The sequence below is a fragment of the Bradyrhizobium sp. 153 genome (assembly GCF_023073835.1).
Taxonomy (GTDB): domain Bacteria; phylum Pseudomonadota; class Alphaproteobacteria; order Rhizobiales; family Xanthobacteraceae; genus Bradyrhizobium.
The window spans coordinates 1-24,048 of record NZ_JADPKH010000100.1 but is presented as its reverse complement, the minus strand read 5'-3'; the positions used below and the strand labels follow the sequence as shown (position 1 = coordinate 24,048).

Annotated in this window: 19 protein-coding genes; 17 read left to right on the top strand and 2 right to left on the bottom strand. The window is 64.2% G+C overall.

Going from position 1 to position 24,048, the window contains the following annotated elements; genetic code table 11:
• The first annotated feature begins 140 nt into the window (after window positions 1-140).
• Complete coding sequence (locus IVA91_RS25640; RefSeq protein ID WP_247279453.1) at window positions 141-878, top strand: helix-turn-helix domain-containing protein; 738 nt, start codon at window positions 141-143, stop codon at window positions 876-878.
• Window positions 879-1,481: 603 nt separating this feature from the next.
• Here IVA91_RS25640 and IVA91_RS25635 read toward each other — a convergent pair.
• A complete protein-coding gene (locus tag IVA91_RS25635) occupies window positions 1,482-2,522 on the bottom strand; it encodes a tripartite tricarboxylate transporter substrate binding protein (protein WP_247279452.1) in 1,041 nt (346 codons plus the stop codon).
• 208 nt (window positions 2,523-2,730) lie between these two features.
• Window positions 2,731-3,702 (bottom strand): LysR family transcriptional regulator, encoded by a 972-nt coding sequence (locus IVA91_RS25630; RefSeq protein WP_247459432.1) that lies wholly within the window; start codon window positions 3,700-3,702, stop codon window positions 2,731-2,733.
• 170 nt (window positions 3,703-3,872) lie between these two features.
• On the opposite strand from IVA91_RS25630, the gene IVA91_RS25625 reads away from it, so the two are divergent.
• From IVA91_RS25625 to IVA91_RS25550, 16 genes are all read left to right on the top strand, one after another.
• Window positions 3,873-4,493 (top strand): UbiX family flavin prenyltransferase, encoded by a 621-nt coding sequence (locus IVA91_RS25625; protein WP_247279451.1) that lies wholly within the window; start codon window positions 3,873-3,875, stop codon window positions 4,491-4,493.
• A gap of 25 nt (window positions 4,494-4,518) precedes the next feature.
• On the top strand, window positions 4,519-5,940 hold the full coding sequence (locus tag IVA91_RS25620) for a UbiD family decarboxylase (protein ID WP_247279450.1): 1,422 nt from the start codon (window positions 4,519-4,521) through the stop codon (window positions 5,938-5,940).
• A 127-nt stretch (window positions 5,941-6,067) separates the two neighbouring features.
• On the top strand, window positions 6,068-6,907 hold the full coding sequence (locus IVA91_RS25615; RefSeq protein WP_247279449.1) for an AraC family transcriptional regulator: 840 nt from the start codon (window positions 6,068-6,070) through the stop codon (window positions 6,905-6,907).
• A 143-nt stretch (window positions 6,908-7,050) separates the two neighbouring features.
• On the top strand, window positions 7,051-10,053 hold the full coding sequence (locus IVA91_RS25610; protein WP_247279448.1) for a molybdopterin cofactor-binding domain-containing protein: 3,003 nt from the start codon (window positions 7,051-7,053) through the stop codon (window positions 10,051-10,053).
• A complete protein-coding gene (locus tag IVA91_RS25605; protein WP_247279447.1) occupies window positions 10,050-10,865 on the top strand; it encodes an FAD binding domain-containing protein in 816 nt (271 codons plus the stop codon). The genes IVA91_RS25610 and IVA91_RS25605 overlap by 4 nt, the downstream gene beginning before the upstream one ends.
• Complete coding sequence (locus IVA91_RS25600; RefSeq protein ID WP_247279446.1) at window positions 10,862-11,380, top strand: (2Fe-2S)-binding protein; 519 nt, start codon at window positions 10,862-10,864, stop codon at window positions 11,378-11,380. Before IVA91_RS25605 ends, IVA91_RS25600 begins: the two co-directional genes overlap by 4 nt.
• Window positions 11,373-12,917, top strand: a complete 1,545-nt coding sequence (locus IVA91_RS25595) for an AMP-binding protein (RefSeq protein WP_247279445.1) — start codon at window positions 11,373-11,375, stop codon at window positions 12,915-12,917. Before IVA91_RS25600 ends, IVA91_RS25595 begins: the two co-directional genes overlap by 8 nt.
• Before the next feature lie 36 nt (window positions 12,918-12,953).
• The gene (locus tag IVA91_RS25590; RefSeq protein WP_247279444.1) at window positions 12,954-13,760 is read left to right on the top strand and encodes an enoyl-CoA hydratase-related protein; all 807 of its coding nucleotides are present in this window, start codon (window positions 12,954-12,956) and stop codon (window positions 13,758-13,760) included.
• 73 nt (window positions 13,761-13,833) lie between these two features.
• On the top strand, window positions 13,834-15,165 hold the full coding sequence (locus IVA91_RS25585; RefSeq protein ID WP_247279443.1) for an MFS transporter: 1,332 nt from the start codon (window positions 13,834-13,836) through the stop codon (window positions 15,163-15,165).
• Between the two features lie 54 nt (window positions 15,166-15,219).
• A complete protein-coding gene (locus tag IVA91_RS25580; protein WP_247279442.1) occupies window positions 15,220-16,917 on the top strand; it encodes a GMC oxidoreductase in 1,698 nt (565 codons plus the stop codon).
• Window positions 16,918-17,938: 1,021 nt separating this feature from the next.
• Window positions 17,939-18,823 carry an AraC family transcriptional regulator gene (locus IVA91_RS25575; protein ID WP_247279441.1) on the top strand — a complete coding sequence of 295 codons (885 nt, stop codon included), beginning with the start codon at window positions 17,939-17,941 and terminating at the stop codon, window positions 18,821-18,823.
• Window positions 18,824-19,022: 199 nt separating this feature from the next.
• Window positions 19,023-20,096: a sugar ABC transporter substrate-binding protein gene (locus IVA91_RS25570; RefSeq protein WP_247279440.1), complete on the top strand. Its 1,074-nt coding sequence runs from the start codon at window positions 19,023-19,025 to the stop codon at window positions 20,094-20,096.
• Between the two features lie 59 nt (window positions 20,097-20,155).
• The gene (locus IVA91_RS25565) at window positions 20,156-20,980 is read left to right on the top strand and encodes an ATP-binding cassette domain-containing protein (protein ID WP_247279439.1); all 825 of its coding nucleotides are present in this window, start codon (window positions 20,156-20,158) and stop codon (window positions 20,978-20,980) included.
• Window positions 20,977-22,233 (top strand): sugar ABC transporter permease, encoded by a 1,257-nt coding sequence (locus tag IVA91_RS25560; protein WP_247459410.1) that lies wholly within the window; start codon window positions 20,977-20,979, stop codon window positions 22,231-22,233. Before IVA91_RS25565 ends, IVA91_RS25560 begins: the two co-directional genes overlap by 4 nt.
• A gap of 27 nt (window positions 22,234-22,260) precedes the next feature.
• Window positions 22,261-22,989, top strand: a complete 729-nt coding sequence (locus IVA91_RS25555; RefSeq protein WP_247279437.1) for an SDR family oxidoreductase — start codon at window positions 22,261-22,263, stop codon at window positions 22,987-22,989.
• Window positions 22,990-22,995: 6 nt separating this feature from the next.
• Window positions 22,996-23,994, top strand: a complete 999-nt coding sequence (locus tag IVA91_RS25550; RefSeq protein ID WP_256466418.1) for an FGGY family pentulose kinase — start codon at window positions 22,996-22,998, stop codon at window positions 23,992-23,994.
• Window positions 23,995-24,048: the final 54 nt, after the last annotated feature.

Sequence of the window (24,048 nt, the reverse complement as noted above, 5' to 3'; positions counted from 1 at the left end):
TACATATATGTAGTTTCATTTCCATATATATGGAAGAACTGGTTGCGAGGGAGGCCGGAGAATTGGTAATGCTCGCAACGCTCAGGGACCGCTTGACGAGGGTCGTCCCATAGTGCGGAACTCTTTCCAATGTGTAAGCGATGGATTCCAGCATCAAGTCGGCCAAGCGGATCTTCGAAGTCCTCGAGTACTTCGAGGATGTGAAGCGCCCGATTTCACTCAAGGAAGTCGCGACCAAGTGCGACTATCCGACGTCCAGTGCCGCGGCCCTGCTGAAAAGCATGGCGATGCTCGGATACCTGTTCTACGACAGCTACAATCGCACCTATATGCCGACGATGCGCATTGCGCAGATGGGCCGATGGCTGGACACCGGGCTCTTCGGCGACAGCGCCATCCTTGCCTTGGTTGATTTCGTTCATGGGAAGCTCGACGAGCTTGTAAGCATCAGCACACAATCTGATCTGCATGCTCAGTACATTCACGCCCTGCAAACCAGCAAGCGCCTGCGCTTTGAAGTTAAACCCGGTGATGTCCGGCCGCTTGCGATCAGCGGAATCGGACGCACGCTGCTCAGTGGTCATACCGACGTTGAGATTGAACGGCTCCTGCGCCGCATCAATGCCGTTTGCCCGCCGGAAGAGCACTTCGAACTGAAAGCGTTGATGAAGATAATTAACGGCATCCGGCGCGACGGCTACATGTTTTCAAAGCACATCATCGTCCAGGATGCGGGTGTGATTGCAGTCCTGCTGCCAAAGCGCGACTTTGGACGCAATCTGGTCCTCGGTGTCGGCGGGCCGGTCTCCCGTCTTGAGGAGCGGCAGGACGAAATCCTAGCCTGTATCCGCGAAGGTGTTGCGCGGTTCCTGGCGTGAACTCGGATGATGGGCGCGCTCAGAGACTTTGAATGCACACTCGCGTTCGCCGCGACCCCAAATGCGTCAGCTTTGACCCCGAACCGAATCAAGAAGACGGCGTTTTCTGATGCGGAGCTTTCCTCCACTGCTGCCGGATAGCAGCGGGACGGGCACCTTTCTGTCTTTGACGGTATCTTGAAATCTCCGTGCCTGTGAGCCTGTATCAGTCTTGGATACGCAAGCGAGGGGCGATCCTGTCGATAGACCCCAATAGGTAGCGGAATTGCTAGCGCTTCGGGTCGATGAATTTTTCCTGTGAATTCAAGAGCAAAAATTTGCAGCGGGTATACCGGCGGCATTGCTCCGTCGGAGTTGAGAATTTCTTCTTAGAAATCAATGACGAGCCGGCGTGCTAAACGACTGAGTGGGGGTAGTATGGGCGGCGGCTGTCTCGCAATTTGGCGTGGTTTGGTGGGGAGGTTCTCACTTCCTTTCGTATTCGAGCGTTGACCCCACTTAACCTCGATCGGTGCGTGAATTCCACGTGCTTCCACGAGCAGAGTACCGTGGCGCATTATAGCGTGCAGAATAGCAAGAGCCACGAGAGGCGGAGCCTCGGAGTCACATCGGCTCGATGCCGATTTTCTTGATGATCCTCGCCCATTTCGCGGCTTCCGAGGCCATAAATTCCTTCAGGCCGTGCGGGTCCATCACCAGCGGCTCCGCGCCCTGTTCGACGAAGAGGGCGCGCACTTTCGGGTCGTTCACGGCTTCGGCCATCGCTTTATACAGCCTTTCGACGACGGCTTTCTCGGTATTCGCCGGCGCAAGCAGCGCGAGCCAGGCCGCGCTCTCGTAATTTTTAAGGCCGGCCTCGGCCGCGGTCGGCACATCCGGCAGCGCCGTCATGCGCTTGTCGCTGGCAACCGCGAGCGGACGTGCATCACCGCTTTTGATCAGACCGAGGACGTTCGGCAGGAGTTGGAAGCCGAGCGGGACCTGTCCGGCAATGAAGTCCGGCGTGTAGGCGGCGATGTTGCGGTAGGGCACGTGCGTCAGTTCGGCGCCCGTGAGCTGCTCGAAGTAGGCAGCCGACAGGTGTTGCGAGGAGCCGACGCCGACGGTCCCGTAGTTTAGCTCGCGCGGATGCGTCTTGGCGTAGTCGATCAGCTCGGCCAGCGATTTTGGCGGCAGCTTCGAGTTGATCACGATGACATTCGGCAGCGTCGCAAACAGACCGATCGGGGCGAGATCTTTCAGCGGATCGTAGGGGAGGTCCTTGTAGAGAGACTTGTTCGCGGCCAGCGGACCGGAGGTGCTCATCAACAAGGTGTAACCGTCAGGCGATGCATGAGCCGCCGCGGCGGTGCCGATATTGCCGCCGGCGCCGGGGCGGTTGTCGACCACGAAGGCCTGCCCGAGCGATGTGGACATTCGGTTGAGCAGGATGCGCGTGACGACGTCGCTGGCGCTGCCGCCGGCAAAGGGCACGAGCACTTGCACCGGCCGGGCGGGATACTCCTGTGCTCGTACAGTACGAAGTCCCGTGGCGGCGAGCGCTGCGCCCGCGCCAAACGACAGCAAGGACCTACGGTTGAGGCGAAAGCCGTTGGCGCACGGCGCCGTGCTGTCCGCGATCTTGCTGCGACCGAACCGTGTCATCTCGGACTGGACCTCCCTGTGTCTTGTTCTGCAAGACCTGGAATCGTCCGGGACAGGAGTCATCGGGATGAGCGCCAGGTTCGCGAGCTTCTGCGCCTGGACTGTAGTTAGCAGGCCATTCCGGCCGTGATGTCGGCTGGTCTCAAAACTTACCAGCGCGTCTCATTTTGCAGCGGGCGTGACATCTTGTCCGCGCGGAATTCTGCATTCAGGAGATCGCCTTCCGACTCGGTTTCCTGCGCTCCTTACGTGAGGGCGAAGTTGCGTTACCCGAGGCAGGCTCCACGAACCCGCTCGCCACGGCGGCGGCCTGCGCAAGATCCTGGCTGATGACATCGAGCACGGCCTTGGCTGCGACTGAGACGGCGCGCCTTGGGTGATGCACCCATGCAATCGAGCGCACGATCCTCTGCTCGTCGAAGCGATGCGCCCGGATGCTGCCGCTGGCGAGCGATTGCCGGAGCGCGATGGTCGGCAGCACCGTCGCAAAGTCAGTGGTCGCGATCACGTCGCAAAGCGCGGGCAGGGTGTCGAGCTCCAGCCGCGGGCGCAGGTCGATGCCGATTGCGGCGGCGTGCTCGTCGAGAATCAGTCGCAGGCCGTGGCGCTTGGAGGGCAGCACGAGGTCGACATTCGCGATGTGGTCGAAACGCAGTTTTGCCGGCGGCCTGATCGGGCCGTCCTTGCGGCAGGCGAACACCATCTCCTCGTCCATCACATGATGCGCGGCCAGTGGCGTCTTGCGGCGCGGCACGTTGATGAGCGCGAGATCGAGTTGGCCGGTGTTGACCCAGTCGACCAGCGTCTCGGTGTAGCCCTCGCAGGCTGACAGCGTGATCTCGGGGTAGCGGCTCGCGACCGTCGCCGACGAGCTCGCCATGGTGCTCTGCGCCACCGAGGTGATGAGGCCGACCGAAACGCGGCCCGAGATGCGCCCGCCGAGCTGCGCCATCTCCTGCCGCGCATATTCGGCATCGCGCACGATCGGCGCCGTCAGCCGCACCAGCGCTTCGCCGGCGCTGGTCAGAGTCATGCCCTGGACGCTGCGGTCGAACAGTTTCTGGCCGAGCTCGGCCTCGAGCTTGGCGATCTGCATGCTCAGCGCCGGCTGCACGATGTTGAGCTGGCGCGCAGCCCTTGTGACGTTCTTCTCCTCGGCCAGGCACAGGAAATATTGCATTTGCCTGAGTTCCACGGGGCTGTCCTTCGTTCGCCGGTCTTGTCCTTTGTTATCATTTCAGATGATTGGTGACATAAGCAATCATTATTTGTTCTGATGGATGCGATTGCCTAGTCTGGTTATGGACCGCAGCCTCAAGGGCGCGTGCCCGAGGGAGCGAAACCAGACCTATGCAGGACTCAATGCCCAAGGGGATGATCATCGGCATTTCCGGCGCCTCCGGCGTCACCTATGGCGTGCGCCTGCTCCAGCTCCTGCGCAATGCCGGCGTCGAGACGCATCTGGTGATGTCGAAGACCGCCGAGCTGACCTTTGCCTACGAGACCGATCTGAAGATCGCGGAGGTGAGGGATCTCGCCAATGTCTGCCATGGGATCGACGACATGGCGTCCGCCATCTCCAGCGGCTCGTTCCGGACCGCCGGCATGATCGTGGCGCCGTGCTCGATGCGCTCGATGTCCGAGATCGCCTCCGGCGTGACCACGACGCTTTTGACCCGCGCCGCCGACGTCGTGCTCAAGGAGCGCCGGCGCCTGGTGCTGATGGTGCGCGAGACCCCGCTGCACACCGGGCATCTCAGAACGATGACGGCGCTCTCCGAGATGGGCGCGATCATCGCGCCGCCGGTGCCGGCCTTCTACGCCAAGCCCGAGAACCTCGAAGACATGGTGGAGCACACCGTCGGCCGCGTGCTCGACCTGTTCGACATCGATATCGGCGTCGTGCGCCGCTGGGGCGAGGACGAGGCGCTCAAGCGCCGCCCGCCGCAGCTGCGCAAGATCGCGCCCTGACCGTTAGACGCTAAGGATAAAGTTCATGCAAATGGAAAATCCGGCCAGGAAGAGCGCCACGGCGCAAGCCGATCTGCGCGGCTGGCTCGCTTACCTCGCTGAACGCGGCAAGCTCGCGATTGCCCGCGAGGGCATTGGCCTCGCCGATGAGCTCGCTGCCGTCGCCAAGCGGCTGGAGCGCGACAGCGCCGTGCTGTTTCCGCGCCCCGACGGGCACGAGATTCCCGTTGTCGCCAACCTGTTCGCCGGCCGCGACTGGGTGGCCGATTCCATCGGTGTGACCGAGGACGAGTTGTTGCCGGGGTTCCTCGCTGCCGCGAACCATCCGTTGCCGACGCATGAGGTGCCTACCGGGCCGGTGCAGGACGTCGTCCACGAAGACGTCGATCTGCTCCGCCAGCTTCCGGTGCCCAAGCACAATGAGCGCGACAGCGGTCCCTATATCACGGCCGGCCTGCTGATCGCGCGCAATCCCAAGACGGGCGTTCAGAACGTCTCGATCCATCGTTGTCAGATCAGCAGCAGGAACCGCATCGGCGTGTTGCTGCTGCCGCGGCATACTTTCTCCTATTATCGTCTCGCCGAAGAGCTGGGCCAGGCGCTGGAGATCGCGATCGTGATCGGCGCGCATCCGGCCTTGATGCTGGCCTCGCAGGCGATCGCCGCGCTGGACGAGGACGAGATGGCGATTGCCGGTGCGCTGTTAGGTGCGCCCGTCGATGTCGTGAAGTGCCGGACCAATTCGGTCCGCGTGCCCGCCCATGCGGAGATCGTGATCGAGGGGCGCATTCTCCAGGGCGTGCGTGAGCCCGAGGGCCCGTTCGGCGAATTCCCTCAATATTACGGTCCGCGCGCCAATCGCGAAGTGATCGAGGTCGATGCGATCACGCATCGCGCCAAGCCGATCTTCCACACCATCGTCGGCGGCGGTTTCGAACATCTCATCCTCGGCGGCGTGCCGCGTGAGGCGACGCTGCTGCAGCATCTGCGCCGCAGCTTTCCCAATGTGCTCGACGTCCGCCTGACGCGCGGCGGCACCTGCCGCTATCATCTCGCGATCATGATCGACAAGGCCAATGACGGTGAGCCCAAGAACATCATGATGTGCGCCTTCGGCGCGCATTACGACATCAAGCAGGTGATCGTGGTGGACAAGGATGTCGACATCTCCTCGTCCGACGAGATCGAATGGGCGGTGGCTACGCGCTTCCAGGCCGACCGCGACCTCATGGTCGTCGCCGGTGCGCTCGGCTCGAAGCTCGATCCGACCACCGACAACGGCATCAGCGCCAAGATGGGGCTCGATGCGACCGCGCCGGTCAGCGCGCCAGAGCTCGCCTTCAAGCGCATCCGCGTCAAGGGCGAGGAGGACGTCGATCTCGCCACCGCGTTGCAGGCCGACCCCAGTGCAGCGGTCGCGCGTCTGCTTGCGGAGGCGCGCGCATGAGCGGAGTACCACCCGCCTGCAACTTGCGTCTTTGTGCGCGGTTGGAATATGAAGCGGGTGCCGCTAATAGTGCCGCGCCAATGAAGCGATCATTTTGCAGCGCAATGCTGCCGGGAGGATGGAACTGATGTCGACGGCCCTGCGCATCGCTCATGGCGCTTTCGGCAGGGTCGCGCTGCTCGACATGGACCGTTCGCTGGTCCGCCACGCCCATCATCACTGTCACGTCCTGCTCAAGGTCGAGGGCGCGGACACGCAGTTCATGGTCGGCGACCAGGTGACGCCGCTGACTGATACAGCGGCCGTGCTGGTCGACGGCTGGAAACCGCATGCCTATGTGCATGACGCCAATCGTCCGCGCACGCTGATCATGGCGCTCTATATCGAGCCGGAATGGCTGAAGGAGTTCCGTCCCGGCTGGGCCGCAAGCGGCGCGCCCGGCTTCTTCGAGCGGCCCTCGGGCGAGGTGTCGCCGCGCATCCGCCAGCTCACGCTGCATCTGGCGGCTGAAATGATGGCGAATCCAGACGCCGTGCGCACCCACGTGCAGACGCTGTCCGACCTGATGATCGCGGTGATCGAGCGTTTCACGCCGTGGCGGAGCTTTCCGATTTCGATCCGCGGCATGAGCGCTGTGAGCTGCGACTGGCGCATCCGCCGCGCGATGGACGCGATGCGCGTGCAGGACTCTTACGGCAATGTCGATCAGTTCGTGAAGGGCGCAGGGCTCTCGCGCGCGCAATTCTTCCGCCTGTTCGAGACCTCACTCGGTATCTCGCCAAAGATCTATCTCAACGTCGTCCGCATGGAACGCGCGCTCGAAGCGGTCATGCGCGAGGACACGCCGCTCGGCGAACTCAGCGAGCGCTTTGGCTTTCCGGAGCCGGCGCATTTCACGCGCTTCTTTCGCGATCATGCCGGCGTCAGCCCGCGCGAGTTTCGCAACGTCTCGCGTCTTGCTGGTTGAGCCTCGCAGGCTGATATTGCGCTGCACGCTCTCGAATGAGACGATTTGGTAAGTCGTGAGAGCGGGCGGTATGGCCCGCGCCGCCGCCGTCCTGACATCTGTCACCGCCGCGTCAAAGAGCGCGTCGGGAGGTATGCCGGGACATGTTGCAGGCGGTCAAATCCGCAAATCCGGAACGAGGCGATGAGCCGTGGGTCGGGCGTTCGATCGAGCGCGTCGAGGACGCAGCGCTGCTCACGGGCCGCGGCCGCTTCATCGACGATCTCGGCGTCCCGCCCGGCACGCTGCATGCGACGATCCTGCGCTCGCCGCATGCCCATGCCGATATTCTCTCGATCGATGCTGACGCTGCAAAGCGCCTGCCGGGCGTCGCCGCGGTTTTGAACGGCAGCGACGTCAAGACCGTCACCACGAGCCTCGTCGTCGGCGTGAAGGCAGCGGTCGAGTGCTGGCCGATCGCCATGGACCGCGTGCGCTATGTCGGCGAACCCGTTGTTGTGGTGGTCGCAACCGATCGTGCGCGTGCCGAGGATGCGGCCGAGCTGATCAATATCGAATATCGTCCGCGCGTTGCGGTCGTCGATCCGCTCGGGACTCTCGCGCCCGGCGCGCCCATTCTCCATGACGGCTTTCCCGGCAATCTCGCCAGCGATCGCCACTTCCGTTATGGCGATCCCGAGAAGGCCTTCGCGGATGCGCCGCATCGCTTCTCCATCGACATCCGCTATCCCCGCAATTCCTGCACGCCGATCGAAACCTACGGCGTCGTCGCCTCGCACGATGCCGGCGAAGACGCCTATGAGGTGCTCGCCAATTTCCAGGGCCCGTTCAGCATCCACACGGTCATTGCGCGGGCACTGAAGGTCCCGGGCAACCGGTTGCGGCTGCGTACGCCGCCGGATTCCGGCGGTAGCTTTGGCGTCAAGCAGGGCGTATTTCCCTATATCGTGCTGATCGCGGCCGCAGCACGTATCACTGGTAAGCCGGTGAAGTGGATCGAGGACCGGCTCGAGCATCTCACCGCATCGGTGTCGGCGACCAACCGCGCGACGAAATTGTCGGCGGCGGTAGCCGCGGACGGGAAGATCCTCGCGCTGGACTGGGACCAGGTCGAGGATTGCGGCGCGCATCTGCGGGCGCCCGAGCCGGCGACGCTGTATCGCATGCATGGCAATTTGACCGGCGCCTACGACATTCCCCACGTCAAGATCCGCAACCGCGTCGTCGTCACCAACAAGACACCGACCGGTCTCAACCGCGGTTTTGGCGGCCCGCAAGTCTATTTCGCGCTGGAGCGATTGGTCCAGAGGATCGCAACCGGCCTTGGCCTCGATCCGCTCGATGTCATCAAGCGCAACCTGATCGACGCCGGCGCATTTCCCTATCGCACCGCGACCGGCGCGCTGCTCGATTCCGGCAATTACCAGGAAGCCGTCGCGCGCGCGGTGGAGCAGGGCATACTTGCCGAGCTGAAGGCGAAGCGCGACGCGGCGCGGGCGCAGGGCCGTCTCTATGGCATCGGCTTCACCGCGGTGGTCGAGCCCAGCGTCTCCAACATGGGTTACATCACGACCGTGCTGACAGCGGCCGAGCGCCGCAAGGCCGGTCCCAAGAACGGCGCGCAGGCGACGGCCACGGTCGGGCTCGATCCGGTCGGCAGCGTCACCGTTCATGTTGCGTCGGTGCCGCAGGGGCAGGGCCATCGCACCGTGCTGTCACAGGTCGTCGCCGATGTGTTTGGCCTCCAGCCGAAAGACATCCGCGTCAACACCGAGATCGACACCGCCAAGGACGCCTGGTCGATCGCATCGGGCAATTACGCCAGCCGCTTTGCGGCGGCGGTGGCGGGCACCACAAAGCTCGCGGCCGAGCGCGTCGCCGGCAGGCTCGCCCGCATCGCCGCCAGCCAGCTTAACGTCGAAGCCGCCGACATCGTCTTCGCAAAGGGCTTCGTCGCCTCGAAGCATAATCCGGAGAACCGCATTGCGTTCTCGCGCGTGGCCGCGCTCAGCCACTGGTCGCCTGGCTCGCTGCCTGACGATGCCGGCCAGACCATCCGCGAGACCGTGTTCTGGACGCCGCCGGAGCTGACGCCGCCCGACGAGGACGACCGCATCAACTCCTCGCTCTGTCACGGCTTCATCTTCGACTTCTGCGGCGTCGAGATCGATCCCGTCACCATGGAGACGCGGATCGACCGCTACGTCACCATGCACGATTGCGGCACCATCCTGCATCCCGGCATGGTCAACGGCCAGATCCGCGGCGGCTTTACCCAGGCGCTCGGTGCCGCGCTGCTCGAGGAATATGCCTACGCCGAAGACGGCAGTTTTCTGACGGGAACGCTCGCCGACTATTTGCTGCCGACCACGACAGAGGTGCCGGAGCCCGAGATCTTCCACCTGGAGACGCCGTCGCCGTTCACGCCGCTTGGCGCGAAGGGCGTCGGTGAAGGAAACTGCATGTCGACGCCGGTGTGCCTCGCCAATGCGGTCGCGGATGCGCTCGGCGTGGACGACCTCACTTTGCCGCTGGTGCCGGCGCGGCTTGCCGAACTGGTGCGCGGTGCCGAGCCGCCGCCGCCCGCTGGCGGTGCGACTGCTGCGCCGGTGCGCGAGGGTGACCGGCGGCTGCGCGGCGAGGGGCAGGCCTCGGTGAAGGGCGCGCCAGAGCAGGTCTGGGCGATGCTGCTCGATCCCGCCACGTTGCAATCGGTCATTCCCGGCTGCCAGAGTGTCGACAGGATCACCGACACGCATTTCCGCGCCGACGTCACGCTCGGCATCGGCCCCGTCAGCGGTCGCTATCGCGCCGATGTCGAGCTGTTTGATCTCGATCCACCACGCGCGGTCACCCTGCGCGGCGGCGCCACCGGCGCGCTCGGCTTCGGCAATGCTGAAGGACGCATCACGCTCGCGCCCGACGGCAATGGCGGAACCAGGCTGACCTACAGCTTTGACGCTGCGATCGGCGGCAAGGTCGCCAGCATCGGCGGCCGTCTGCTCGATGGCGCGACGCGCGTGATCATCGGCCAGTTCTTCACCGCGCTTGCTCGTAAAGCCGGCGGTGGTGGCGCGGAGGGCGGCGGCTTCTCGTTGTTCGCCGTGTTGGCGAAGCTCGCTAGCCTATTCGGGGGGCGCCGATGAAGCCGCCCGCATTCGACTATCTCCGCGCCGAGAGCGTTGGCGATGTCCTCGAAGGCCTCGCGCAGCAGGGCGGCGATGCCCGCGTGCTCGCCGGCGGGCAGTCGTTGATGGCGATGCTCAACATGCGCCTCGCCAAGCCAAAGCTGCTGATCGACATCATGCGGCTCAGGGAGCTGCGTCAGATGGAGCGGAAGGGCGATGCCGTCGTCATCGGCGCCGGGGTGCGCCAGGCCGATTTGCTGGCATGGCCTGATCTGGCCGAAACGCTGCCGCTGGTGTCGCTGGCGCTGCCCTGGGTCGGGCACGTGCAGACCCGCAGCCGCGGCACGATCTGCGGCTCGCTCGCACATGCCGATCCCAGCGCCGAGATGCCGCTCGCGCTGGTCGCGCTCGGCGGCGAGGTATTTTTGCGCAACGCCAAGCGACGGCGCCGGGTCGCTGCCAAAGACTTCTTTGCCGGCATGATGCTGACCGCGCGTGCCGATGACGAGTTGATCGAGGGCATCTCGCTGCCTGTGGTCAAAGGAGCGCGCGTCGCCTTCCGCGAGGTCGCGCGCCGTCACGGCGATTTTGCCATCGTCGCCTGCGCCGCGATGAAAACGTCAACGGGCGTGCGCCTCGCTGTTGGTGGTGTCGCCGACGTGCCAACCGCGCGCGACTGGCCGCGGCTGGAGGGCAGCGCGCTCGACGATGCGCTGAATGCCTTCGCCTACGAACTCGGCGCCCGCGATGACGTCCACGCCACCGCGCGTTACCGCCGCGACCTCGTGCGCAGGATCGGCCGCGACCTGATCGGCGAGGTGCTGCAATGACCCGTCTCAAGGCCGATCAGCGCCATGCGGTCCGCTTCACGCTCAACGGCAAGCCGGTCGAGGCAGAAGCCGAGCCGCGCATGCTGCTGTCTGACTTCCTGCGTCACCAGTTGGGTGCGACCGGCACCCATGTCGGCTGCGAGCACGGCGTCTGCGGCGCCTGCACAATCGTCGTCGACGGCATGCTGACGCGCTCTTGTCTTACGCTCGCGGCTCAGGTCGAGGGTTGCGAGCTGGAGACGGTGGAAGGGCTCGCACCTTCTGCCGACCGGCTCGGCGTGCTGCAGCAAGCCTTTCGCCGCAACCACGCGCTCCAGTGCGGCTTCTGCACCGCCGGCATATTGATGTCGCTCGATCATTACCTCGCGAAGAATCCGGCGCCGACGGAGGTCGAGATCCGCGATCTCCTCAGCGGGCATATCTGCCGCTGCACCGGCTACACCCCGATCATCCAGGCGGCGTTAGATGCCGCTGCTGAGCTTGCTTTATCCAAAAAAGAGACGTCGAATGCTTGATCTCGCCAGGAGCTTTATCGCCAGTGCCGCGCGCGATCCCCACGCGATTGCCCTGGTCGACGGCGACCTCCGTCTGACTTACCGGCAATGGTACGACAAGATCTCCGCGCTCGTGGCCTCGTTCGACCGTCTCGGCCTCAAGCCGGGCGACCACGTCGTCACGCTGCTGCAGAACCGCTGGGAAGCGGCGACGCTGCACTGGGCGTGCCAGTTCGCCGGCCTCGTGATCACGCCGATCAACTGGCGCGCCAAGGCGGATGAGCTCGATTACTGCATCGAGAACGCCGAAGCTTGCGCGATCGTCTATCAGGACATTTCCGCTGAGGCGGTGCAGGGCTCGGCGCTGGCGGGCAAGCTGCTGCGCGTGTCCGTCGATCCCGGCACCGGCGAGGCGACGAGCTTTGCCGATTTGATCAAAAACAGTGCGCCGGACGCCGCGCCGCGTGTCGGCACCGACGCCTGGTCGATCATGCTCTATACGTCAGGCACGACCTCGCGCCCGAAGGGCGTGCCGCGCCGGCATCGCGCCGAACGCGCCGCGGCGATCGCCCATGTCGCGCAAAATCTCTACGGCCGCGGCGAGCGCACGCTCGGCGTCATGCCGCTCTACCACACCATGGGCGTCCGCTCGCTGCTGGCGATGTCGCTGATCGGCGGCACGTTCATCTGCCTGCCGCGCTATGACAGCCGCCAGGCGCTGGCGCTGATCGAGCAGGAAGCGATCACCAACCTCTATCTTGTGCCCACGCTCTATCATGACCTCGTCCATCACGAGGCCTTTGCCAAAACCGACGTCTCCAGCGTGCGCAAGCTCGGCTTTGCCGGCGCCTCGATGACCGATGGTTTGCTGAAGAAGCTCAACGAGGCGTTCAAGCCGGAGTTGTTCGTCAATCACTACGGCAGCTCCGAGATCTACACCTTCACGATCGACCAGAACGCCGCTGCAAAACCCGGCTCGGCCGGCAAGGCCGGGCTGAACCAGCACGTCAAGGTCGTGCGTATCGGCGCGAAGTCGATCGCGGATATCGCCGCCGTCGGCGAGGAGGGCGAGATCATCGCGACCCTCGTCGGCGACGAAGCTTTCGAAGGTTACTGGCGCCGCCCCGAGGCCGACGCCAAATCGCTGCGGGAGGGCTGGTACTTTACCGGCGATACCGGCCTCATTGATCCCGACGGCGATCTCTTCGTCACCGGCCGCGTCGACGACATGATCATCACCGGCGGCGAGAACGTCTCGCCGGTCGAGATCGAGAGCTGCCTGTCGCTGCATCCCGCTGTTGACGAGGTCGCGGTGGTCGGCGTCGCCGACGAGAAATGGGGCAAGGTCGTCGCCGCCTTCGTCAAGCGCAATCGCGCGGTGTCGGAAAGAGAGCTGGAACAGTTTTGCCGCACCTCTGGCCTTGCCAATTTCAAGCGGCCGCGCCGCTACGTCTTCGTCGACGCGATCCCGAAATCGCCGGTCGGCAAGCTGCTGCGGCGACTGCTCGTCGCCGGAGAATACGAGGCCGAGCGCCTGCCGCCGCCGGACGCGGCCTGATCATCAACCATCAACAATCAACAGAAGGAAGACAACATGGCGTCACCCTATTCATTCACCGATCCCCGGCTCGCCAAGCTCGACGGGTTCAAGGTCGAGATCGACGAGGCGCGTGAGCGCGCCGACATCATCCTGGGGAGGCCGCCCTACAACGTCGTGGCGATGCCTCAGCGCGACCAGCTGCGCCTGACTTTCGAGACGCTGGACGAGGATCCGCGCGTGCGCGTCATCGTGCTGCGCGGCGAGGGCGAGCACTTCTCCAGCGGCGGCAATATCGGCGGCTTCATGGAGGCGAGCCCGGAGCACGTCTCCAAGCTCGCCTGGAACATCGCCGCGCCCGCGCGCTGCGCCAAGCCCGTCATCGTCGCGAACCGCGGCTATTGCTTCGGCGTCGGCTTCGAGCTGTCGCTGGCCTGCGATTTCCGTATCGCCTCGGAGACCACGCAATACGCGTTGCCGGAGCAGAAGCTCGGCCAGATCCCGGGCTCGGGCGGCTCGGCACGGCTCCAGAAGATGGTCGGCATCACCCGCACCAAGGACATCGTGATGCGCTCCAAGCGCATCTCGGCCAAGCAGGCCTATGACTGGGGCATCGCCACCGATTGCGTGCCGGATGCCGAGCTGGAGACGGCGACCGACAAGCTCGTCGATGAGCTCCGCACCTTCTCGCCGCTGGCGCAGCGCACCGCCAAGAAGCTCCTCAACGACACCGAGGATTCGACGCTCGCCATCGCCATCGAGCTCGAAGGCCATTGCTACAGCCGCCTGCGGCAGTCGGAAGACTTCAAGGAAGGCGTCGAGGCCTTCAACGCCAAGCGTCCGCCGAAGTTCACCGGCCGCTGAGACGCGACGAAACTGCCGCGGTTCGCAATGGTGCGAACCGCGGTGTCATTCAAAACGGGGGAGGTCAAACAACATGGCTGAGATGGATATGCCGGTCGCGGGTGCACAAGCATCGGCCGATAACAAGCAGATGGTCAACGCGATCATCGCCTCGGTGCTCGGATGGGCACTCGATCTGTTCGATTTGTTCATTCTGCTCTACGTGGCGCCGGTTGTCGGCGCGCTGTTCTTTCCGTCGAGCAATCCGGCACTGTCGCTGGCCGCGGTCTACGGCTCGTTCGCCGTCACGCTGCTGATGCGGCCGCTCGGCTCGGCGATCTTCGGCCATTATGCCGACGTGCACGGCCGCAAGCAGGCGATGCTGATCGCCATCATCGGCGTCGGCGTCAGCACGGCGGCGTTCGGCCTGCTGCCGACCATCGCGCAGGTCGGTGTGATCGCGCCGGTCATCTTCCTGATCCTGCGCCTGGTGCAGGGCATCTTCGTCGGCGGCGTCGTGGCGTCCACCCACACCATCGGCACCGAGTCCGTGCCGCCGCAATGGCGCGGTGCGATGTCCGGTCTGGTCGGCGGCGGCGGTGCCGGCATCGGCGCGCTGCTGGCGTCCTTCATCTTCCTGATCACGTCCTCGGTCTTCCCCGGCGATGCCTTCGCGGTGTGGGGCTGGCGCTTCATGTTCTTTTCGGGACTGCTGAGCTCGCTACTCGGCTGGTTCATCTTCCGCAACCTCGAGGAGTCGCCATACTTCAAGGAGCTCAAGCGCCAGCAGGGCAACAAGCAGGCGAAAGTCTCGAAAGCGCCGGTCAAGGACGTGTTCTCCGGCCAATATCGCGGCGTGCTGCTGGTCAATCTGCTCATCACCTTCGGTGGCGGCGCGGGCTACTACCTGACCTCGGGCTATCTGCCGAGCTTCCTGAAGGTCATCAACGCGGTCCCGAATCAGACCTCGTCGCTGATCCTGATGGGCGCGAGCGTGTCGGCGTTCTTCTCCGCGGTGCTGGTCGGCGCGCTCAGCGACCAGATCGGCCGCAAGAAGACGTTTTTGCTGATCGGCGTGCTGGCTGCGGTATTGCTGCCGCTGTGCTATCTCAATCTCGCAGCGACAACGGACACGACGCAGATCACGCTCTATGCGCTCGCCATCGCCTTCATCGGCAATGCCGGTTACGCCCCGGTGCTGATCTTCCTCAACGAACGTTTTCCAACGGCGCTGCGCGCGAGCGGCACCGGCCTGTCCTGGAATATCGGCTTTGCGCTGGGCGGCATGATGCCGACCTTCGTCTCGCTGGTAAGCGGCAGCCCCGCGGAGATTCCGATGTCGCTGGCCTACTTCGCGGTCGGTGTGTTCGTGATCTATCTGATCGGTGCGATCGTGATCCCCGAGACCAAAGGCGACTTCCGCTGAAGCAAACCGGCGCGGCCACGACGGCCGCGCCGACCATTGCACGACGAGACAGGAATGGATGAGCTGCATTTCGACGATGTGATCGTCGGCGGCGGGTCGGCGGGCTGCGTGCTCGCCAATCGGCTTTCCGCGGATGGGGGGCGTCGCGTGCTTCTGATCGAAGCCGGGATGGATACGCCGCCGGAGGCGACGCCGCCCGAAATCCTCGACAGCTATCCGATGACGCTGTTCTTCGGCGACACGTACATCTGGCCCGGCCTGTCGGCGGCGGCCGGCCGTAATGCCGAAGGCAAGCCTGTTATCCGCGCCTATGAGCAGGGACGGGTGATGGGCGGCGGCTCCAGCATCAACGTGCAGTCGGCCAATCGCGGCCTGCCGCGCGACTATGATGAATGGCGCGATCTGGGTGCGCGGGGCTGGGGCTGGGCGGATGTGCTGCCATATTTCCTCAAGCTAGAATCCGATCTCGATTTCGACGGACCGCTGCACGGCAAGCACGGTCCAATCCCGATCCGACGCATCGCGCGCGAAGCGATGCCGCCGTTCGGCCACGCCGTCGGCGAGGCGTTGTCCGCAACTGGCCTGCCATTCCGAAAGGACCAGAACGGCGAGTTCGAGGACGGCATTTTTCCGCCGGCGTTTTCGAACCGCAATGACCAGCGTGTCTCCACGGCCGCCGGCTACCTCGATGCGGCGACGCGGGCGCGGCCGAATCTGACCATCTGGGCCGACAGCGAGGTCGAGCAACTTCGGCTTGACGGCCGCCGCGCAACGGGTGTGATGGTCGCTCGCGGCGGCGAGCGGCTCACCGTCGGTGCCCGCCGCGTAATCCTCACGGCAGGCGCGCTGCAATCGCCGGCGATCCTGATGCGGGCGGGCATCGGCCCCGGTGCGGCGCTGCAAGCTCTGGGCATTCCCGTGGCGATCGATTTGCCCGCGGTCGGCAGCAATCTGCGCGACCATCCCGCGCTGACGTTCTGCCAATATCTGCCGAGGCAGCTACGGCTGCCGCTGACCCGGCGGCGCCCAAACTTTGCCGCGATGCGCTTCTCCTCCAAACATCGAGGCTGCGATGCTTCCGACATGTACATCACGGCCTCGGCGCGCGGAGGCTGGCACGCGCTGGGCACGCGGCTCGGTCTCTATTTCCTCTGGTGCAACCGGCCGTATTCGAGCGGATCGCTGAAGTTGGCGACGCCCGATCCCGAGACTTTTCCGGTTGTCGATTTCAACCTGTTGTCCGATCCGCGTGATCTCGAACGGATGATTGCGTCCGTCCGCCTGCTTGCGAGCCTGGTCGTCCATCCCGCGGTCAATCCTGAGGCCGGTGATTTCTTCCCGGCCTCGTATTCCCCGCGCATCAAGCGGCTCAGCCGGTATGGCACGGTCAATCGCATCGTCGCATCCATCCTCGGGCCGATGCTCGACGTGCCTGCGGTCCTCCGGCAACTCCTGATCCGGCTGGTCCTGCTCAACGGCACCGCCTTCCGGGCGACGCTGGCGGACGACCGTGCCCTTGAAGCCTTTGTGCGGCAGAGCGTGTTCGGCGTCTGGCACCCCGTGGGGACATGCCGCATGGGCGATTCCGCCGACCCCACGGCGGTAGTCGATCCCGAGGGCAGGGTGATCGGCAGCGACAATATTTTCGTGGCGGATGCCTCGATTATGCCGCGGTTGCCGACGGCCAATACCAACATCCCCGTGATCATGGCGGCCGAGAAGATCAGCGATGCGCTTTTGCCCCGAAGTTAGAGTGGGATGCCCCGACCGCAGGCGCGCGCAAGGATGGCCGAAATCGCCCGACACGTCACCGAACTTCCGGATCAGCTAGACTGGACACCGACCGAAGCTGACTATCAATGGGGTTGTGCGCCAATGACCGCTGACGGTATCGGCTGACAGTCGGCCAAAGCCCAAGAGGAGTCCGTTTCGGCTTAGTGTACGTCTATGTTCGTCGACTGATACCGATAGTTGCTGAAAGTGCCGCCCCTCAGAGCCTCGGAAATTTTCCTGTGAATTCAAGACCAAAAATTTGGGTCGGGTATACCGTCGGCATTAGACCGTCAGCTTTGAGGATTTATGCTTGTTAATCAACGCGAAAACGGCTTCCTGAATCATTGAGTGGGAGTAGTGCGGGTGGCGAGGATAGCGCAGTTTAGCGTATTTGGTCGAACTGTTCTCCGCCCGTCGCGCTGAGAGGCGGGCCGGCCAGCGAGCTCGGCTTATCCCGGCGGAGATCTGAAAGCCATTGTCTTTTCATTGATGGAGAAATTCCGCGCGCTTGGTCGTACATAAAGGTCGGGCGCTCAGAGTCTTCGACACCGATAGGTCCGGGCCACAGGGGTTGATTAGCACCGATCCTTTCGGCCAAGGTAGCCTCAAGCAGCTCGGGCATGGATTGAAGAATTCAGAAAGTTCAATTTCTGAGGTGGGCTGCGTGTGGATGACGTGTGCACCGACGGACCAACAAGGATTCGGTTACAGCCATCATGCGCTTTTGACAGCAGGGCCTCCGGTTGCGGCACGAGGATTCGGCGGCTTGATAGCTCTAATTGCCCGATCTGATTGATCCGTCTGCGCAATCCCAGCCGCGACATGCCCGCGGGCGCCGCAATGCATGTCAAAAAAGTATCAGTCGCACATTGAAATCGTGGTGGCGGGTCCAGATACCGCTCGCTACGATCTCGGGCGAGAGGAAGCGCTGAAGCAAATTCAGCCAATAAGGGAACAGGTGCGGCTCATTGCAAACCGCACCGGCCTGAAGGGAGCGGATATGGAACCGGACCTGGAAGTTGTCCAGATACGGCGCGGCGAGTCGTTCAAGGCGTGGTCGCACGGCTACCCATTCCACACCGTCCGCTGGCATTTCCATCCCGAATACGAGCTCCACCAGGTTGTGACGACCAGCGGTCGCTATTTCGTCGGCGACTTCATCGGCGAGTTCGAGCCGGGCAATCTCGTGCTCACCGGCCCCAATCTGCCGCACAATTGGGTGAGTGATGTGCCGGCCGGAAACACCATCCCGCTACGCGGGCGCGTCCTCCAGTTCAGCGAAGAGTTCATCGGCGACCTGATGAAGGTCATGCCGGAGCTGTCGGGCCTCGCCGCGCTGCTGGATTTCTCCCGGCGCGGCGCGCTCTTTACGCGCAGCACCAGCGACAAGATCTCTCCGCTGATGGAGGAGATCGTGACTGCGAACGGTGTGCGCCGGATCGAACTGTTCCTGATGATCTTGGGGACACTCTGCCGCGCCCGCAATGCGCGTCCGCTCTCCAGTCCGAATTATCTGCCCGACCCGTCCGGGTATATGTCGGCGGGCATGAATAAGGCGCTTGCCTTCATCCGACAGAATTTGACTCAGCCTTTCGGTGAAGCCGAGCTTGCGGCGATCGCCGGCCAGTCGCAAAGCGCGTTTTCGCGCTCCTTCCGCCGGCACACGGGCATGTCGCTGGTGCAATACGTCAAGCGCCTGCGCGTCAATCTCGCCTGTCAGATCCTGATGAGCGACGAGCAGGCTTCCATCACCGACATCTGCTTCGAGGTCGGCTTCAACAATCTCTCCAACTTCAATCGGCAGTTTTTGGCCGAGAAAGGTATGCCGCCTTCGCGCTTCAGGCGATTGCTCGCGCAGAACATCGATACGGCACGCGCGGCCTAGCCGGCGAAAAAGCAAAGGAGGAGACCAAAACGGGAAGAATGACGCGGGCATGCCGATGGCAGCCCGCGACAGGAATCGCTTGTCCAGGAATTCCGTGCGGCTTCAGAGCCCCGGCACTCATCGCCGCCGGGACGGGAGCCGCGAAGGCCCATCTTCAAGGATCAACCACAGCACTCCAGTTCTGGAAAGGAAAGTCCGAATGAAAAAGTTCTCCCCGAAACATGCAGGCACGCTTGCTCTGGCGGTGTCGCTGCTCGGCACAACGGCCATGATCTCGCAGGCCGCAGAGGTGAAGGATGCGACTGTTGCCTTCCTGATGCCGGACCAGGCCTCCACCCGCTACGAACAGCACGATTATCCGGGCTTTGCCGCGGAGATGAAGAAGCTCTGCGAGAGCTGCAAGGTGATCTATCAGAACGCCAGCGCCGATGCAGCGCGGCAGCAACAGCAGTTCAACTCGGTCATCTCGCAGGGCGCCAAGGTGATCGTGCTCGACCCCGTCGATTCCACCGCCGCAGCCTCCCTCGTCAAGATGGCGCAGTCGCAGGGCATCAAGGTCATTGCCTATGACCGGCCGGTGCCCGACGCCAAAGTCGATTTCTACGTCTCCTTCGACAACGAAGCCATCGGCAAAGCCATCTCCGACTCGCTCATCAAGCATCTGAAGGCCACCAACGTCGCGGCGAAGGAAGGTGAGGGCGTGCTCGAAATCAACGGGTCGCCGACCGATGCCGCTGCGGGCCTCATCAAGAAGGGCATCCACGCGGGCCTTGATAAGAGCGGCTATCCGCTTCTCGCCGAATACGACACGCCGGACTGGGCGCCGCCGAAGGCGCAGCAATGGGCGAGCGGCCAGGTCACCCGCTTCGGTAAGAAGATCCTCGGTGTGGTGGCCGCCAACGACGGCACCGGCGGTGGCGCAATTGCCGCTTTCAAGGCCGCGGGCGTCGATCCGGTGCCGCCGGTGACGGGCAACGATGCGACGATCGCCGCGCTTCAGCTCATCATCGCCGGCGATCAGTACAACACGATCTCCAAGCCCAGCGAGATCGTGGCCGCTGCGGCGGCCGAGGCGGCGGTGAAGTTCCTTTCCGGCGAGACGCCCAAGGCGGAAACCACGCTTTTCAACGCGCCATCGAAGCTGTTCGTGCCGGCGGTCGTCACGCAGGAGAACCTGAAGGCGGAGATCATCGACAAGAAGATCCAGACGGCCGATCAGCTCTGCACCGGCCGATATGCCGTCGGCTGCAAGAAGCTCGGCATCACGCAATGAATGCCTGGGTCCCGGCCGCTCGCCGCGGCCGGGACCGACGTCGAGAGGACGGACTGGATATGACCACGACCCCGGATGTCGATCGCGCGCAGGGCGGACCGCGTCAGCCGGTCCTGAGTCTTCGCGGAATTTCCAAGCATTTCGGCGCCGTGTCCGCCCTGACCAACGTTGATCTCGACGTGCATGCCGGCGAGGTCGTGGCGCTCGTGGGCGACAATGGCGCTGGGAAATCCACCCTGGTAAAGATCCTTGCCGGCGTGCACCAGCCCAGCTCCGGAACGATCGCCTTCGGCGGCGAACATGTCGTCCTGTCCGATCCGGCCACCGCGCTCGGCCTCGGCATCGCCACCGTTTTCCAGGATCTGGCGCTCTGCGAGAATCTCGATGTGGTCGCGAATATCTTCCTCGGCCGCGAGCTCAATCCGCTGCGGCTCGACGAGGTCTCCATGGAGCTTCGCGCCTGGACCTTGCTCAACGAATTGTCGGCGCGGATTCCGAGCGTGCGCGAGCCCGTGGCATCGCTCTCCGGCGGACAGCGCCAGACGGTTGCGATCGCGCGTTCACTGCTCACTGAACCGAAGCTCATCCTGCTCGACGAGCCCACCGCCGCACTCGGCGTCGCCCAGACCGCCGAGGTGCTCGACCTCGTCGAGCGCGTTCGCGCCCGCGGCCTCGGCGTCATCATGATCAGCCACAACATGGAGGACGTTCGCGCCGTCGCCGACCGGATCGTGGTGCTGCGGCTCGGCCGCAACAACGGTGAATTCGAGCCCGACGTCTCCAACCAGGATCTCGTCACGGCGATTACCGGTGCGGACGAAAACTCGGTCTCGCGCCGCGCCAGCCGGCGCCGCGCCCATCAGCCGCCGGAGCTTGGGCGATGACGGGCGAGACGCACCCGGTTTCGACGGCGCGGCTGCTCGACCGCAGCGACGAACGGGTCAAGCACGCGGATACGCTCGGCAACACGATCCGCGCCTTTGTCGACCGGGTGCGGTCGGGCGACCTCGGCTCGCTGCCGGTGGTCGTCGGGCTCATTGTCATCTGCACGGCATTCGAGAGCCTCAACCCGGTCTCTCTCGCGCCGGACAATCTGGTCAATTTGCTGTTCGATTGCTCGACGGTGGGCGTGATCTCGCTGGGCATCGTCTGCATCCTGATGGTCGGCGAGATCGATCTCTCGGTCGGCTCGGTGAGCGGGTTTGCATCGGCACTCGTCGGCGTGCTCTGGGTCGGTCAGGATTGGCCGGTCGCCGTTGCGATCGTGACGGCGCTGGTGCTGGGCGCGGCCATCGGCGCGCTCTATGCGTTTCTGTTCAATCGCCTGGGGATGCCGAGCTTCGTGTCGACGCTGGCCGGCCTGCTGGCGTGGCTCGGCCTGCAGCTCTATCTGCTCGGCTCCTCCGGTTCGATCAATCTTCCGTACGGATCGCCATTGGTCAATTTCGGTCAGATGCTCGTCATGCCGCCGATCGTGTCTTATGTGCTGGCGGCGGTCGCGATCCTGGTCATGTTCGTGACCGACTACCGGACGGCCGCGCGTCGGCGGGCGGCGGGCCTCTCGGCCAGTTCGCTCGGCCGCATGGTGCTGAAGGCGCTGCTGGTCACCATCGTGCTCGAATTCGTCGTGTATTATCTCAATCTCGGGCGCGGCATTCCCTGGATGTTCGGCCTGTTCGTCGGCTTGTGCGTGGTCATGAACTACGCGTTGACGCGGACCAAATGGGGCCGCTCGATGTCCGCCGTCGGCGGTAATCGCGAGGCGGCGCGCCGCGCCGGCATCAACGTTCGCCGCGTCCATTTGTCCGCGTTCGTGCTGTGCTCCACACTGGCGGCCGCCGGTGGCATATTGGCCGCGGCGCGGCTGGCATCGTCCAGCCAGCAGGCCGGGACCGGGGATGTGAACCTCAACGCAATCGCCGCCGCGGTCATCGGCGGCACGAGCCTGTTCGGCGGCCGCGGCAGCGCCTATTCCGCATTGCTCGGCGTCATCGTCATCCAGTCCATCGCGAGCGGCTTGACGCTGCTCGATCTCTCCTCGTCGCTACGGTACATGATTACGGGCGCGGTCCTTGCCATTGCGGTCATCGTCGATTCGCTGGCACGGCGCTCGCGTCTCTCCCATGGCCGAGCTTGAATAACCCGAACAAGAAAAGGACAAGCCTTGGCCCAAGAACTTGCAGGAAAAGTTGCCGCGATCACCGGCGCCGCGTCGGGCATCGGTCTGGAATGTGCCAGAACATTGATCGGCGCGGGTGCGCGGGTGGTGCTGATCGATCGTGCGGAGGAGGCGCTGAGCAGCGTCTGCGCCGGGCTGGGCGACCGGGCGATTCCATTGCGTGTCGACCTCACCGATCTTGTGAGCGTGCAAACCATGATGCCGCAGGTGCTGGAGAAGGCGGGCCAGCTGGACATCTTTCATGCGAATGCCGGCGCCTATGTCGGCGGCGAGGTGCTTGGCGGCGATCCCGACGCCTGGGACCGCATGCTCAATTTGAACGTCAATGCGCTGTTCCGCTCCATCCATGCGGTACTGCCGCATATGGTCGAACGAAAAAGCGGCGACATCATCGTCACCAGTTCGATCGCAGGGCTCGTCCCCGTCGTCTGGGAACCGATCTACACCGCCTCAAAGCACGCCGTGCAGGCTTTCGTGCACACGCTGCGCCGGCAGGTCGCCAAGCATGGTTTGCGCGTCGGCGCGGTTGCACCAGGTCCGGTCGTGACCGCGCTCATCAAGGACTGGCCCAAGGCGAAGGTGGAGGAGGAAATGGCGGCCGGCGGGTTGATGCAGCCGGTGGAGGTCGCAGAGGCGGTGCTCTTCATGCTGACGCGTCCGAGAAACGTCACCATCCGCGACCTCGTCATCCTGCCGCAGAGCAACGATCTGTAGCGTCTCATGACCAAGCAATCCGATAACCGCCATTTCCTTGGCATCGATGTCGGCACCAGCAGCGCACGGGCCGGCGTGTTCGACCGCGCCGGCAAGCTCCTTGCGAGTGACAGCGCCCCTGTCGCGCTCTGGCGGGAGGCCGGCGATGTCGTCGAGCAGTCCAGCCAGGATATCTGGCATGCCGTCTGTCGCAGCGTGCGGGGCGCGGTGGCGCAGGCCGGCGTCGCGCCCGACAGCATCGCCGGCATCGGCTTCGACGCGACCTGCTCGCTGGTGGTGCTAGGCGAGGGCGGCGCGCCGCTGCCCGTCGGACCGTCCGGCGATCCCGCCCGCAACGTCATCGTATGGATGGATCACCGCGCCGCCGATCAGGCGCGCCGCATCAACCAGACGGGCGAAAAAGTTCTCGACTATGTCGGCGGAACGATCTCACCCGAGATGGAGACGCCGAAACTGTTGTGGCTCGCCGAGAACATGCCAGACACGTTCTGCCATGCGTGGCAGTTCATGGACTTGACCGACTTTCTCTCCTGGCGGGCGACAGGGAGCCTGTCTCGCTCCACATGTACCGTGACATGCAAGTGGACCTATCTGGGTCACGAAAACCGTTGGGACGATCAATTCTTCCGCAAGGTCGGCCTCGGCGTGCTCGCGGACGAGCAGTTTCGCAGGATGGGCACCGAGATCGTGCCCGGGGGAACGAGATTGGCGGCGGGCCTGACGGCGAAGGCCGCGGCCGATCTCGGCCTCATTGCGGGTACGGCGGTCGCCGCCGGCCTTATCGACGCCCATGCTGGCGGCGTCGGAACGGTGGGCGCGCGCGGTACGGCGGGCACGGTGCTGACGCGCATGGCCTATGTGTTCGGAACCTCCGCCTGTACCATGACGACCACGTCGGCTCCGTCCTTCGTCCCCGGCGTGTGGGGACCCTATTTCTCGGCCATGGTGCCCGGGCTCTGGCTCATATGTGGAACGGCCCGGGCTGCAAGCTCTTTCTCTGGTTGAACAAGGGATGACGGTGCGGTCATATGTTCGGCCTGTGAAGCGGCGCCTGGCCGC